At 41.6% G+C, this 13,071-nt stretch carries 13 protein-coding genes; 6 read left to right on the top strand and 7 right to left on the bottom strand.

The window, feature by feature from the left end:
- Window positions 1-17 precede the first annotated feature (17 nt).
- From ACOQOA_RS17615 to ACOQOA_RS17605, 3 genes are read left to right on the top strand one after another with little or no spacing between them, the layout of a single operon-like run.
- A complete protein-coding gene (locus ACOQOA_RS17615; protein ID WP_420549905.1) occupies window positions 18-290 on the top strand; it encodes a hypothetical protein in 273 nt (90 codons plus the stop codon).
- Window positions 291-335: 45 nt separating this feature from the next.
- On the top strand, window positions 336-1,682 hold the full coding sequence (locus ACOQOA_RS17610; protein ID WP_420549904.1) for a TldD/PmbA family protein: 1,347 nt from the start codon (window positions 336-338) through the stop codon (window positions 1,680-1,682).
- 4 nt (window positions 1,683-1,686) lie between these two features.
- Window positions 1,687-2,100 (top strand): hypothetical protein, encoded by a 414-nt coding sequence (locus ACOQOA_RS17605; RefSeq protein WP_420549903.1) that lies wholly within the window; start codon window positions 1,687-1,689, stop codon window positions 2,098-2,100.
- Window positions 2,101-2,137: 37 nt separating this feature from the next.
- Here ACOQOA_RS17605 and ACOQOA_RS17600 read toward each other — a convergent pair whose 3' ends face one another.
- Both ACOQOA_RS17600 and ACOQOA_RS17595 read right to left on the bottom strand, forming a co-directional pair.
- The gene (locus ACOQOA_RS17600) at window positions 2,138-2,404 is read right to left on the bottom strand and encodes a hypothetical protein (protein ID WP_420549902.1); all 267 of its coding nucleotides are present in this window, start codon (window positions 2,402-2,404) and stop codon (window positions 2,138-2,140) included.
- A 133-nt stretch (window positions 2,405-2,537) separates the two neighbouring features.
- The gene (locus tag ACOQOA_RS17595; protein ID WP_420549901.1) at window positions 2,538-2,804 is read right to left on the bottom strand and encodes a hypothetical protein; all 267 of its coding nucleotides are present in this window, start codon (window positions 2,802-2,804) and stop codon (window positions 2,538-2,540) included.
- Window positions 2,805-2,925: 121 nt separating this feature from the next.
- On the opposite strand from ACOQOA_RS17595, the gene ACOQOA_RS17590 reads away from it, so the two are divergent.
- A complete protein-coding gene (locus ACOQOA_RS17590) occupies window positions 2,926-3,642 on the top strand; it encodes a hypothetical protein (RefSeq protein WP_420549900.1) in 717 nt (238 codons plus the stop codon).
- A 40-nt stretch (window positions 3,643-3,682) separates the two neighbouring features.
- Here ACOQOA_RS17590 and aspS read toward each other — a convergent pair whose 3' ends face one another.
- The gene (gene aspS, locus ACOQOA_RS17585; protein ID WP_420549899.1) at window positions 3,683-5,470 is read right to left on the bottom strand and encodes an aspartate--tRNA ligase; all 1,788 of its coding nucleotides are present in this window, start codon (window positions 5,468-5,470) and stop codon (window positions 3,683-3,685) included.
- Between the two features lie 176 nt (window positions 5,471-5,646).
- Here aspS and rnd point away from each other — a divergent pair, with 176 nt between their 5' ends.
- Together rnd and ACOQOA_RS17575 are read left to right on the top strand one after the other, a co-directional pair.
- On the top strand, window positions 5,647-6,816 hold the full coding sequence (gene rnd / locus ACOQOA_RS17580; protein WP_420549898.1) for a ribonuclease D: 1,170 nt from the start codon (window positions 5,647-5,649) through the stop codon (window positions 6,814-6,816).
- A 49-nt stretch (window positions 6,817-6,865) separates the two neighbouring features.
- On the top strand, window positions 6,866-7,855 hold the full coding sequence (locus ACOQOA_RS17575; protein WP_420549897.1) for a M23 family metallopeptidase: 990 nt from the start codon (window positions 6,866-6,868) through the stop codon (window positions 7,853-7,855).
- Between the two features lie 24 nt (window positions 7,856-7,879).
- Here the strand turns inward: ACOQOA_RS17575 and ACOQOA_RS17570 are convergent, their stop codons facing one another.
- The 4 genes from ACOQOA_RS17570 to ACOQOA_RS17555 form a co-directional block, all read right to left on the bottom strand.
- Window positions 7,880-9,406, bottom strand: a complete 1,527-nt coding sequence (locus tag ACOQOA_RS17570; protein WP_420549896.1) for a Ppx/GppA family phosphatase — start codon at window positions 9,404-9,406, stop codon at window positions 7,880-7,882.
- Between the two features lie 43 nt (window positions 9,407-9,449).
- A complete protein-coding gene (locus ACOQOA_RS17565) occupies window positions 9,450-11,621 on the bottom strand; it encodes an RNA degradosome polyphosphate kinase (RefSeq protein WP_420550121.1) in 2,172 nt (723 codons plus the stop codon).
- A 156-nt stretch (window positions 11,622-11,777) separates the two neighbouring features.
- Entirely contained in the window at window positions 11,778-12,383 is a 606-nt protein-coding gene (locus ACOQOA_RS17560; RefSeq protein ID WP_420549895.1) for an inorganic triphosphatase, read from the bottom strand.
- Entirely contained in the window at window positions 12,383-13,060 is a 678-nt protein-coding gene (locus ACOQOA_RS17555) for an HdaA/DnaA family protein (protein WP_420549894.1), read from the bottom strand. Before ACOQOA_RS17555 ends, ACOQOA_RS17560 begins: the two co-directional genes overlap by 1 nt.
- Window positions 13,061-13,071 lie beyond the last annotated feature (11 nt).

Below are 13,071 nucleotides of genomic sequence, written 5' to 3'. Positions count from 1 at the left end.
TAATGATCGCTTAAATTATGAATGCTTTTGTTGAAACTTTAAGAAATTTTGGTGCGATTGAGTTGCTTTTCTTCTTAGGAAGTCTGGTTTTTATCTCGTTGCTCTTGAAAGGTTCAGGCAAATGGACCAAATGGCATCGTAGAAAAGTGAAACAAAACGAAGTGAGCTATAAGGACCCAGACAATCTTCCAGATTGGCGCACGACCATTTGGCGCACAAGACTTCAAATAATCTTTTCGGCAATTGCAATCATTGGCTTTACCTTTATTGCAATCATGCATAGCATCTAACCAATTCAAATTAATAATCATAATCTTTCCTTTAAGGATCCATCCATGAGCCAAAACCAAGACATCGCAAATATCCTTGATGACATGTTGAAAAAAGCGAAAGCTAAAGGTGCAGATGCAGCAGATGCAGTTGCAGCAACTGCCATTTCGCTTAGCCATGAACAACGCCTTGGTAAAATGGAAAGTCTAGAGCGATCAGAGGCTCATGATCTTGGCCTTCGCGTCATTATTGGTAAAAGCCAAGCCATCGTTTCTTCCAATGACTGGAAGGAAAAAGCTTTGGATGAATTAGTGGACCGTGCGATTTCCATGGCGAAAACTGTCCCGGAAGATCCTTATATCGGCTTGGCTGATCCGGACATGTTATTCACGGGAGATGTGCCGGATTATGAAACTTTTGACCCCGAAGAACCATCAGCGGAAACCTTGGTAGAACGTGCAAAAACCTGTGAAAATGCAGCATTGGCTGTTGAAGGTGTAACCAATTCCGAAGGTGCCTCTGCAAGCTGGTCTTCTGCCGATATCTTTATGGCAGCAAGTAACGGTTTTTCCGCAGGTTTTAAAAGTTCCAGCAGCTCTGTTGGTGTATCCGTCATTGCCGGTGAAGGCACAGGTATGGAAACCGATTATGATTATTCTTCAAAGGTTTGGGGAAGTGATCTGGCCGACCCAGCCGAAGTTGGTAAATCTGCCGGGGATCGTGCAATTAAGAAGCTCAATCCACGTAAAGGCCCAACTATCCAAGCACCCGTTATTTTCGACACACGCGTTTCCATGCGCATGGTGGGAAGCTTGCTTGGTGCGATTAATGGGTCCTCCATCGCCCGTGGTACAAGCTTCTTAAAAGACAGTCTGAACACGCAAGTGATGAATAAAGCTATCACCTTGAAAGAAGACCCGCATCGCTTACGTGGCTATGGATCAAAAGCATTTGATGCAGAAGGCCTACCGACCAATCAGAAAAACATCGTTGATGAAGGTATGCTAACGACTTGGATCATGGATTTACGCACAGCCCGTCAATTGGGTATGGAATCCACAGGAAATGCCAGCCGCGGTGCGGCTTCTGCCCCATCACCATCTACAACAAATACCTATATCGAAGCAGGCGAGCTTTCCCCGGAAGAATTGATCAAGGATATCAAATCCGGCTTCTATGTGACCAGCATTATGGGACATGGCGCTAATATGATCACAGGTGATTACAGCCAAGGTGCCGCTGGTTTCTGGATTGAAGATGGCGAAATCGTCTATCCGGTGAATGAGATGACTATCGCAGGTAATCTAAAAGACATGTTCCTTGAAATGACCCCAGCCAATAATCTGACCTTCCGTTATGGTACTGATGCCCCGACCCTTCGCATTGAAGGCATGACCATCGCGGGTGCGTAAACTAATGAAGCATAGTTTATATTCATTTGTTGCTATTTTCAGTCTTATAGGTTTGACAGCATGTACACCGCCAAACACTAAGATGGTGGCATCTGAAATGAATGGAGGTTTCTTTGGTACATTAACACCAACCTCTGGCCCAAGCATTTGCAAGGAAGCTGTTGTCGAGTTGGAAGTGAACGAAGGATATTTCGAAGGCACAGTTAAAAGAGGAACACCTGATATGGTGTCCATTACACCGATTGTACATTTCTCCGGTTATATCTTTACAGATGGTAAGTTAAAGGTTCTAGTCCATCCAAGATCTCAAGTTCGAGGAGAAGCGAAAGCGCAACTTGAAAATAACGTCATTACAGGTACTTGGAGTGATGAATATGATTGCAGGGGTGATTTAGAACTCACCTTAAAATCATCATAAAGAAAAGCTGCTTCTATTTGAAGCAGCTTTTTTATAATCAACCATCTTCATAAGCATTTATTTTTTCAAAGTAATTTCGCCCAAAATTGCGAAAACCTATGGCTAAAAACAGCGCCACATAGGCAACATAAATACCAAAAGTTAAGCCTACAAATTTGGCGTAATTGATATTATCAATTGCGACGCTACATAATAAAAAATTAAGTCCAATTAGAATGCCGCCCCATAAAATATCTGCCTGCATCCGACTGGTATTCAATCTTCGGGCGATATAATCGCGAACTTTTGCTTTGTGACGATTCATAACAAATCCCCCTCTCTAGCAGCCTATCCATATCTATTTTTGCAACCATTTAAAATTGATACTATCATAAATCACTACTTATGATAATCATTATTTTTCAAATAAAATCAAAGATTGAGTTAAATTTCTTAATTCAATCTTCGTATGTATCTATTCTTTCGATGTAATCTCTACCATAAATGCTAAATCCAATGATAAAAATCACAAATAAATAGAATACATAAAAGCCCAACCCTAAGAACAAAAGCCTTGAGATTTCCATATTAGCCAGACCAATCCCGTATATAAGTAGCAAATTCATGCTAACAATAAAAAATCCCCATAAAATATCGGCTTTGAATCTACTTACGTTGAGCTTACAAGCGATTTTGTCACGAACTTTTGCACTTAAACGATGCACCCAATTCTCCCTACATTTGAGTAATCACCTCTATTATAAATTGATATTATAAAACTCATCTACCAAAAATTATTCTATTCCTTTCATTATACCCATTATATCTAATTTGAAGGGAGTTGAGATGAGTATTCTAAGACCTAATCTAGGGAAATTAATTAAGTTCTATTCACATTCAGATAAAGAACTTATCTTTGATATAAAAAAAGACATTGAGCTGGAATTTAAACATGCTGACGCGCTCCAAGGTTTATGTGAATATCCTTTGCCAATTCCATACTACAGAGCTTTTTGGTCCAGAGCTAAAAGGCATGTTTATGGTTATAAAGATTTAAACAAGGCGCTAAACGAGTTTTTCAAAGAATTTCCAAGTAGTTATAAAAAACGTGAACCCTATAATAGGGCCGCAAATCAATTCCTAAAATGGTACGATGAAAAACGACGTTGGAGAAATGAAGATTTTACCGAAGATAAAAGTAAATATACGTTCACTAGCTTCCATCTAGGTCAAGAAAATCCAATAAAATTAAAAAATGAGGATTTTCTTGCTATTAAACTAAATAATGAACAAAAAAAAATAATTTACTCATGCTTCAGCCCAAGAACCATGATCTCAAGTGAAGGTGCTAGAATTGCCTTGTGGATTATGCAAGAAGCATTTCCTAACGTCCCTGCAAATTCATTCCGGTTTTTTGATGTATTACACGCAAGATCTTATGGTTTAATAGATTACCAACTCATAGGTAACGAAAAACAACTATTATCATCTCGATATAAACTTATATTAAATGCTTACGAGATTGAAAGAAATAAACAATTAGAAAAAAGGGAGGCAGCATAAATGCGGCCTCCCAGAAGTTTTGTATATCTTAATTAGAAACTTAGTTATCTAAAGCTTCTACAGGCATTTGGATTTTGATATGAACATCTTCCAATTGATGATCGTCAACAGCAGCAGGTGCGCCCATCATCAAATCTTGCGCCATTTGGTTCATTGGGAAGGCAGTGACTTCGCGGATGTTTTCTGTGCCTGCCAACAACATCACGATACGGTCGATACCCGGTGCAGACCCACCATGCGGAGGGGCCCCCAATTTCAACGCGTTGATCATACCGCCAAAACGTTCGTCAACAACCTCTGGACCGTATCCAGCGATTTCAAACGCTTTATACATAACTTCCGGTAAATGGTTTCGGATCGCACCAGAAGACAGCTCAATACCGTTACACACGATGTCATACTGATATGCATTGATTGTAAGCGGGTCTTGGTTTTCCAACGCATCCATACCGCCTTGTGGCATAGAGAATGGGTTGTGGGAGAAGTCAACTTTACCCAATTTTTCGTCATATTCGAACATTGGGAAATCAACGATCCAGCAGAAATCAAATTTGTTTTCGTCGATCAATTCAAGATCGTTACCAAGCTTGGTACGAACGATACCAGCGAAATCAGCCGCATCTTTTTCTTTACCAGCGACGAAGAAGACAGCGTCGCCATCTTTTACGCCTGTGATTTCTTTGATCTTCTCTAGACGTGCTTCATCCAAGTTTTTCGCGATTGGACCAGCAGGACCTTCTTCCTTGAAGTTGATATAACCAAGGCCAGCTTGACCTTCAGACTGTGCCCAGCTGTTTAACTTATCAAAGAAACTACGTGGACGATCAGATACGTTAGGTGCCGGGATCGCTTTTACCACCATGCCTTTTTCAACAAGACCCGCGAAGACTTTAAAGTCAGAACCGGCAAATACGTCAGACACGTTTGTGATGATCAATGGGTTACGCAAGTCAGGCTTGTCGTTACCATATTTTTCCATGGATTCTTTGTAAGGAATACGTTTGAACGGCATTGGGCTTACTTCACGACCATCTGCAAATTCAACAAATAGGTCGTGTAAGACAGGTTCAATCGCCTCAAATACGTCTTCTTGTGTTACAAAGCTCATCTCAAAGTCGAGCTGATAAAACTCACCCGGAGAACGATCTGCACGTGCATCTTCATCACGGAAACAAGGTGCAATTTGGAAATAACGATCAAAGCCAGCCATCATCAACAATTGTTTGAACTGTTGAGGTGCCTGTGGCAACGCATAGAACTTACCAGGATGCAAACGGGATGGCACCAAGAAGTCACGCGCACCTTCCGGAGAAGAAGCAGTCAAAATCGGTGTTTGATATTCACGGAAACCTTGGTCGATCATACGACGACGTACGGAAGAAATAACTTCAGAACGCAAAATGATGTTCTTTTGCATATCTTCACGACGCAAATCCAAGAAACGGTTTTTCAAACGGATATCTTCTGGATAACCCGCATCTTTGTTTACAGGCATTGGAAGTTGATCTGCACGGGAAAGAACTTCTACTTTTTCTGCAACAACTTCGATTTCACCAGTTTCCATGTTTGGATTGATGGTTTCATCAGAACGTTTCAAAACCTTACCAGTTACACAAACGGTAGATTCGTTACTCAAACCTTCCAAGATAGGGAATACTTCATGAGAAGTATCCACCACGATTTGTGTCAAACCATAATGGTCGCGCAAGTCTACGAAAAGCAGATTACCGTGGTCACGCTTACGGTGAACCCAACCGGAAAGACGAACTTCTGCGTCTACGTCACTTTGACGCAACGCGCCGCAAGTATGCGTGCGATACTGATGCATGGAAATCTCCAACAATGCGATGCTTAAAATCTTATCAACGTTACCGAAGTGGCAACTTATTTTCTGCAACGGGAAAGACTATGTTTTACGCCATTTGTCAACCAAAATGACATAAATCCATCCCCTATTCGCCTTTATCTTGGACTCTTAATACAGACTCGTCTATTCACAAAGACATGACAATTACACCAATTACAGAATCCGACCCTTTATTGACCTTGTGTAACAAGCTTGCAGAGGCCGACTATATCACCGTAGACACTGAATTCCTGCGCGAAAAAACCTATTGGCCAAAGCTATGCCTGATACAGGTTGCCAGCACAGAAGTTGAAGCCGTTATCGACCCGCTTGCAGATGGGTTGGATATGGCGCCTTTCTATGATCTGATGCAAAAAGAGAGCATCTTGAAGGTTTTTCATGCGGCACGTCAGGATATGGAAATTTTCTTCCAGAAGATGAATTCCGTACCAAAGCCAATTTTTGACACACAAATTGCAGCAATGGTTTTAGGTCATGGTGACCAAGCTGGTTATGAGACTTTGGTAAATAAAGTTCTTAACCGTCAGGTGGATAAATCTGCACGTTTTACAGATTGGTCCATGCGTCCATTGAACCAAAAACAACTTTCTTATGCGCAAAGTGATGTCACACACCTACGCGATATATATGAGAAATTCGCGCAACAACTTGCTGAGATGAACAGAACCAGCTGGGTGGATGATGAAACTGCGTATTTGATGGATCCAGCCACCTACACGGTTATTCCCGAAGAATGCTGGCGTCGTATTAAATCTCGTGGCACAGAACCTCGCTTCCTAGGTGTTTTACGCGAAGTTGCAGCATGGCGAGAACGCGAAGCACAAGCCCGTGATATCCCCAAAAATCGTATCTTACGCGATGAAGCTTTATTGGATATCGCAGGCACAAAGCCCCAAGATGTCAAAGCCTTAAAGAAAATCCGCGGGGTTTCCGACGGTTTTGCTGACGGTAAGATGGGGAATGGTATCTTAAAGGCAATTGCAACAGCATTAGATTTGCCAGACGAAGATTTACCACGTCTGCCACGTCGTCCCCGCCTGCCCGATGGTATTGGGCCTCTAACTGATTTGTTGAAGGTATTATTGAAACGTCAAAGCGAGCGTCATTTAATCGCGGCACGTGTCGTGGCAACATCTGATGAATTGGAAAAACTAGCCTCTCAAGACGATCCTGATATTCCTGCCATGTCTGGATGGCGTTGGGAAGTCTTCGGCAAACGTGCAATGGAATTAAAAAGCGGTAAGCTTGCTATCACTGCCAAAGGGAAAGATATCGAAATCATCGAAATTGAGGATGATGAAGACTAATCCGGATTAAGAGAATATGAAAAAACCCTCCTTCAAGCTATTGAAGTTAATGTCAATTTCTTCCATTGCTTTAACAATGGGGGCTTTTTTTAATTCTGTTTCCGCTCAAACAGGCTTTCTACAAATCCCTGTGGATTGCGAGTTTAATAAAACCTGCTACATCCAGAAATATGCAGATGCTGTTAAAGGGCCGGATTATAAAGATTATAATTGTGGCACTTTGACCAATGACGATCACAAAGGCACCGATTTTCGACTAAATGATTATGTTCAACTAGAACAAGGGGTTGATGTTCTGGCTGCCGTAGATGGCAAAGTCATTGAAACACGTGATTATATGCCTGATGTAAATGCCAAACTTGTTGGCAAAGAAGCAGTATTTAACCGCGGTTACGGCAATATGATAGTGTTACAGCATAAGAATAATTATCGTACTGTTTATGCGCATCTGAAACGTAATAGCATCAAGGTAAAAATCGGCGATATTGTCAAAGCAGGTATGCCAATGGGACAAATAGGCTTAAGTGGCCTGACAGAATATCCGCATCTACATTTTGAAGTCCTGAAGGGTAACCAACGACTAGATCCTTTTACCGGTGACTCTGTAAAAACATCCTGCGGTCAAGGTGAAGATAAATCCCTTTGGGCTGTAGATTTACCATATAAGCCTGTACATCTGGTCGGCATTGGTATGTTTTCCAATCGCTTATCTATTCATGCGATGGAACATAAACTTTATGAAAATGCGCGTTTACGCCCTTCGGCAAAAGGAATGATTTTAAACGCCTTTATTGCTGGGGTTCGTCAAGGTGATAAAGTACATGTAAAAATTTATCACAATGATGCTGCTGAACCATTTTATGATCAAGAAGCCATTCGTGAAAAAGATCTGGCCTTTGAACTCATTTCCGCCGGACGTAAAAATAACGGTAAGAATTGGCCTAAAGGTACATATCGTGGCGAATTAACCTATAGTCGGATGATAGATGGAAAACCTACAATACTGATTAAGGAAAGTGCGAAAACAGAAATCAAATAACTTTCTGTCTCCTTATCTTTTCATCTATAAAACTGACACACCAGACATATGAATTTCATGATCTAAACCAAGACTTACTGCTAAATTTTCAAGGCGTTTCTCTACAATTTCACCCGCCATGTAAGACTTATGTGTAGGCCCGTTTAATATCAGTTTTTGCCCCTGAATACTTAAGTCATAATCTTTCAGATGTTTGGATACCCCGCCAGTTAACGCATATCCCAAACGCATTGCACAACCAGTCGCATTCGCGCGGTTGATATTACGTTTACTTAAAAGACGTTCAATCGTCTTTAATCCACGTGCTGCACCAATAACGGTTCCATAACGTGTTGCAACAGCCAGCGCCAAGAAAACACGTTCTTGATGTGTGACACCAACGATCGGAAAACGCATCACCCGGTTCAACGCATGATCCACACGATAATCCGGGTGTTCCAAACGACCGATTTCAGAAAGCAGGCATGCAGCTTCACGAATACGCTTTTCCCACGATTTATCATCAGATTCAAAGATAGGATTGATCCATTTAAACAATTTTTCGCCGTCTACCCGATCAAAACTTTGCGCCCATGGCATACGATGGCATGCCGCTAAAAGTGGATCTTCTTCCTGCATTTCCTCATTCAATTTATCAAACAAACACCCTTCCCGAACACCATTGGCTGAAAAGACAAGCTTGCTGGGCTTTGCATATCGAATTACACGCTGCATTAACAATGCTGCATAACGCAATGTTTCTACGCGCCTTGTGCTATCTTGATATCTTTTAGCAAGCTCTTTATCCCCCATAGCAAAGATATGATCGCAATATTCTTTCACATATTCCGCATTCATCTCATATCCATGTAAAACATGTAATGGATAATCAACTTCCTCCATATGTATTTTCGCGATAGCACGCCAAGCACCACCAACCACATAGAACTCTTTACCCTTCAACTCAGATAACCATTCCACTTTCTCAAGCATCGGATCAATTATGTTTATGAGCTTATTCTTTGAACTATTTAACTTGTCCGACATCCGAATAGGGCCAAGAGGTAACGTCTCAAATCGCCCCGTTTTAGATTTATTCAGCTCAACTAATTCAATACTGCCGCCGCCAAGATCCCCCATAAAGCCGTTTGCTTTAGGAATTCCAGAAACCACACCCAAGCCTGATAATCGTGCCTCTTCGTGGCCTGAGATGGTTTTAATTTCCAAGCCACTAAGCTCTTTCACCCGACGGGTAAATTCAGGGCCATTTTCCGCTTCTCTGACCGCAGCTGTAGCTAAAACAGTAATCTTGGAAACCTTCATACTACGGGCTATATCTGCGAAACGAGGCAATGCACTTAAGGCGCGTTCGACCCCATCTTCATGCAAACGTCCCGTTGCATCTAGGTCTCGTCCCAATCCACATAAAATCTTTTCGTTAAATACGGGGATGGGTGCACGCACACGCCCCTCATAAATCACTAATCGGATAGAATTTGACCCAATATCAACAACTGCGATTGGAGATGAATTATTTTCCTGGGTTTCTGCCCATAAGGGATGCTTGGTCATCCTGTTTCTTATTCCTTATGATACTCTTCAGAACCAACGTCTTCTATGAAGATTTTGACCCTCGCTGAGATTTCTTTTTATCTTTCTTCAAGGCCTTACCACGTCCAGATAGACTTGGATTAGTCATAAAGAAACGATGTGCATTGAAAGCTCCCTTTTTAAGCTCAGGACGGGTGTAGGAACCATCCGGTGCTAAGAACCAGCTTTGCTCTTCATCCGCAAGATTAGCATACATTACCTGATTTAAAATCTGTCTTTTCACTGTCGAGTTTAAAATAGGCACCATTGTTTCAACACGACGATTTAAATTTCGCGGCATCAAATCAGCAGAAGAAATATACACTTTTGCGTCTAGAGAAGGCATCTCCTTGCCATTGGCAAAACAGAATATCCGACTATGTTCCAAGAAACGACCAACAATACTACGTACATTAATATTTTCCGATAAACCGGGTACACCTGGGCGCAAACAACAAATACCACGAGCAATAATCTCAATATTCACCCCCGCTTGGCTAGCGCGGTATAAATCATCAATAATCTGATCATCTACCAAGCTATTCGCTTTCAACCAAATACCAGAAGGTTTACCTGCCTTTGCATTCTTAATTTCAGCTTCAATATTATCATGGATTTGATCACGCAATGTATGTGGTGCATAGCGTAATGCCTGCATGTCTTTAGGTTTTGCATATCCAGTAATAAAATTAAATAACGCTGCCGCATCATTGGCAAATACAGGATCGCAGGAAAACATGGATAAATCTGTATAAATCAATGCGGTAATCGGATGATAGTTACCTGTCCCAAAATGCACATAGGTACGGGTAGATTTGCCTTCACGACGCGTAACCATGGCAACTTTCGCATGGGTTTTGAGATCTACGAAACCATAAACAACATGCACGCCTGCGCGTTCTAAATCACGGGCCCATTTAATATTCGCAGCCTCATCAAAACGGGCTTTTAATTCCACCAAGGCCGTAACTTGCTTACCTGCATCCGCAGCTTCAATCAATGCCCGAACAATTGGAGAATCATTCGATGTACGATATAGGGTTTGCTTAATAGATAATACATTTGGGTCAGCTGCCGCTTGACGAATGAAACGCAGAACCACATCGAAACTTTCATACGGATGATGCACAATGAAATCTTTTGCACGAATGGCTGCAAAACAATCCCCGCCAAAATCAGCGATACGTTCAGGATGGCGTGGTTTATATGGTTCAAATAATAACTCATTCCGTTCTTTAACGATCATCTGACTAAAATCGGAAAGACCGAGTACCCCACCAAGCAAGAATACATCTTCATCCCGAACACCAAGTTCAGAAACAACAAATTCTTTGAGTTCCTCCGGCATGTCTGCCTCAATATTCAAACGGATCACATGCCCCCGACGACGCTGTCTCAACATGGATTCGAAGGTCAGCACTAAATCTTCCGCTTCCTCATCAATTTCCACATCGGAATCTCGAAGAATACGGAACATACCATTTCCGACCACGTCAAAATCAGGGAAGAGACGATCGAGGAATAAACCAATTAGTTGTTCCAAACGAATAAAGCGTGGATTACGTCCCGGAAGCTTGATAAAGCGTTTTTGGTTATGTGGCATCGGGATCAGGCTCTTCAGCTCCCAACCATCACTTGGTCGACGAAGTTGAATGGCCATCACAAGCCCTCTATTCGGGACAAATGGAAATGGATGAGCAGGATCCACAGCAATAGGCGTTAACGTCGGATAAACATGTTCTGAAAACCATTTATCAAGGAATTTCATATCCTCGTCAGTGACTTCATCATCTGCTAGAAGACTGATATTCTCTTCACGCAAGAGACCAAGTATGTCATGCAAAACAACTTGCTGTTCTTGCATCAATCGTCCAGCTTTTGCGGAAATAGCATTTAACTGTTCAAGCGGTGTTCGACCGTCAGAGCTTTGTGTCGTTACCCCTGCCGCAACCTGCCCTTTTAGACCGGCGACACGTACCATGAAAAACTCATCAAGGTTACTGGCTGAGATCGAAATAAAACGAAGACGTTCAAATAAAGGATGGCGCGTATTGGATGCTTCTTCCAACACACGGAAGTTAAAAGCGAGCCATGATAATTCACGATTGATAAATCGTGTCTTACTGGTTGCGTTTATCTCAGACAAATCCAGTACTTCATCCAAATGAATGTTATCATTACTTTCCTCATCTTGCATAGAAGTTGATCCAGTATGATTAGAAACTGTCGCCATCTGACTTTCCTTAATCCCAATAGTTTTTCCTGTTATTCAGGAAATGCGCGTAAATCCAACTCTGCAATTTTATAGAGTTGCGACCATCAGAACACAAATTACAATATTATGACGTAAAGTCTAGGCAGCTAGCTTATATCCGCGCTCTGCCTTGGACGCACCATCAATCGTAAACTTAAAAATTTGCTGCCATTCTTTTGCTAGATCCATTAAATCCTCGGCATTTCCCGACATTAATTCAAGCTCTGCTTCACTCACGACTACACTTTTTTCGCCTGCAAATATATGACCGGAATCAATTGCTAATTCGATTTCTGAATTTTTATATCTAAGTATACGTGCGGTACGCCAAATACGCGTCCGAAACACTTCGACAATCTTTTTATCATGTAAACTCTTAAGAGCTTGCCGAATATCTTGATTCTCAGTCTCTAAACCTAAATCAAGATTTGGTGAAGATATATCCCAATTAATCTCCACTCGTTTACTCATATTAGATGAGGGTAAGGCTAGTTTCGCTGTCTGTACCCATTTCCCGTATTCACGACGAATACGTAAAGATGACTTTTGCTTAACAAGTTCCCAATCGCTAGTGTCATAATAGCAAGCACGTAGACAGGCGCGTTTGGGCTTTTGAATTGAAATATCCCTTAAACCGGACCACTTGCGAAATCTTCTAAGATTCTCAGGCGTAAAATCCAGTTTCAACTCAATTTCAATTCCCATTATTGCTGTTCTTCCATACGATCCATAATTCTGGCGGCAAATGGAACGGTAAGCTTTCTTCTCTCTGCTAACGATTCTAAATCCATCAATGTTACGAATTTACGAACAGCTTCGAAACTACGCTCCATCCGGGGTAAAACATAAGTCAGAATTTCAGGTGAAAGCGTCAAATTACGATCTTGAAATTGCTTCATCATCAAAGCAGCCAACATATCCTCGTCTGGATAACGTAAGCCAACAGAAGGACAAGCACGTAAACGAGATGCTAAATCCTTCAACTCAATATTCCAATGCGCAGGTGCTTGTTTTGATGCTAACAATAATTTTTGGTTTGTTTCTTTTGCTAAGTTATAAAGATGGAACAAGCTATCTTCAGGGCAGTTTTCTGCATTATCAACAGCTAACCCATTACCATTTTCCAATAAAACAGGGACAATATCTGTTGTTAATTCTCGTCCATCTATATTATCAGCTTTAGAAGTTTCACACCAAATATGAAGCAAGTGGGTTTTGCCACTTCCACCGGGCCCATAAAGGCATAAGGCTGGCATTGGCCAATCAGGCCATTTATCCAACCATGCAATTGATTCTTCATTACATTCAGCCACCATAAAATCGTCGACTCCCAACGCAGTACGTACGGGGAATTCTATGGGAATTTGACGAGATGCAGTCATTTGAAATGCAG

This window comes from Curvivirga sp., from assembly GCF_965219885.1.
Taxonomy (GTDB): Bacteria; Pseudomonadota; Alphaproteobacteria; order UBA8366; family Aestuariispiraceae; genus Curvivirga.
The sequence above is the reverse complement of the archived record's forward strand: the minus strand, read 5'-3'. Positions and strand labels throughout refer to the sequence as shown.

What these genes read in the sequence shown, in the direction of transcription:
- ACOQOA_RS17565 (WP_420550121.1), bottom strand. Translation starts at nt 11,621, where the DNA reads ATGCAAGATGAGGAAAGTAATGATAACATTCATTTGGATGAAGTACTG.
- ACOQOA_RS17590 (WP_420549900.1), top strand. Translation starts at nt 2,926, where the DNA reads ATGAGTATTCTAAGACCTAATCTAGGGAAATTAATTAAGTTCTATTCA.
- rnd (WP_420549898.1), top strand. Translation starts at nt 5,647, where the DNA reads ATGACAATTACACCAATTACAGAATCCGACCCTTTATTGACCTTGTGT.
- ACOQOA_RS17570 (WP_420549896.1), bottom strand. Translation starts at nt 9,406, where the DNA reads ATGACCAAGCATCCCTTATGGGCAGAAACCCAGGAAAATAATTCATCT.
- aspS (WP_420549899.1), bottom strand. Translation starts at nt 5,470, where the DNA reads ATGCATCAGTATCGCACGCATACTTGCGGCGCGTTGCGTCAAAGTGAC.
- ACOQOA_RS17615 (WP_420549905.1), top strand. Translation starts at nt 18, where the DNA reads ATGAATGCTTTTGTTGAAACTTTAAGAAATTTTGGTGCGATTGAGTTG.
- ACOQOA_RS17610 (WP_420549904.1), top strand. Translation starts at nt 336, where the DNA reads ATGAGCCAAAACCAAGACATCGCAAATATCCTTGATGACATGTTGAAA.
- ACOQOA_RS17575 (WP_420549897.1), top strand. Translation starts at nt 6,866, where the DNA reads ATGTCAATTTCTTCCATTGCTTTAACAATGGGGGCTTTTTTTAATTCT.
- ACOQOA_RS17555 (WP_420549894.1), bottom strand. Translation starts at nt 13,060, where the DNA reads ATGACTGCATCTCGTCAAATTCCCATAGAATTCCCCGTACGTACTGCG.
- ACOQOA_RS17605 (WP_420549903.1), top strand. Translation starts at nt 1,687, where the DNA reads ATGAAGCATAGTTTATATTCATTTGTTGCTATTTTCAGTCTTATAGGT.
- ACOQOA_RS17560 (WP_420549895.1), bottom strand. Translation starts at nt 12,383, where the DNA reads ATGGGAATTGAAATTGAGTTGAAACTGGATTTTACGCCTGAGAATCTT.
- ACOQOA_RS17600 (WP_420549902.1), bottom strand. Translation starts at nt 2,404, where the DNA reads ATGAATCGTCACAAAGCAAAAGTTCGCGATTATATCGCCCGAAGATTG.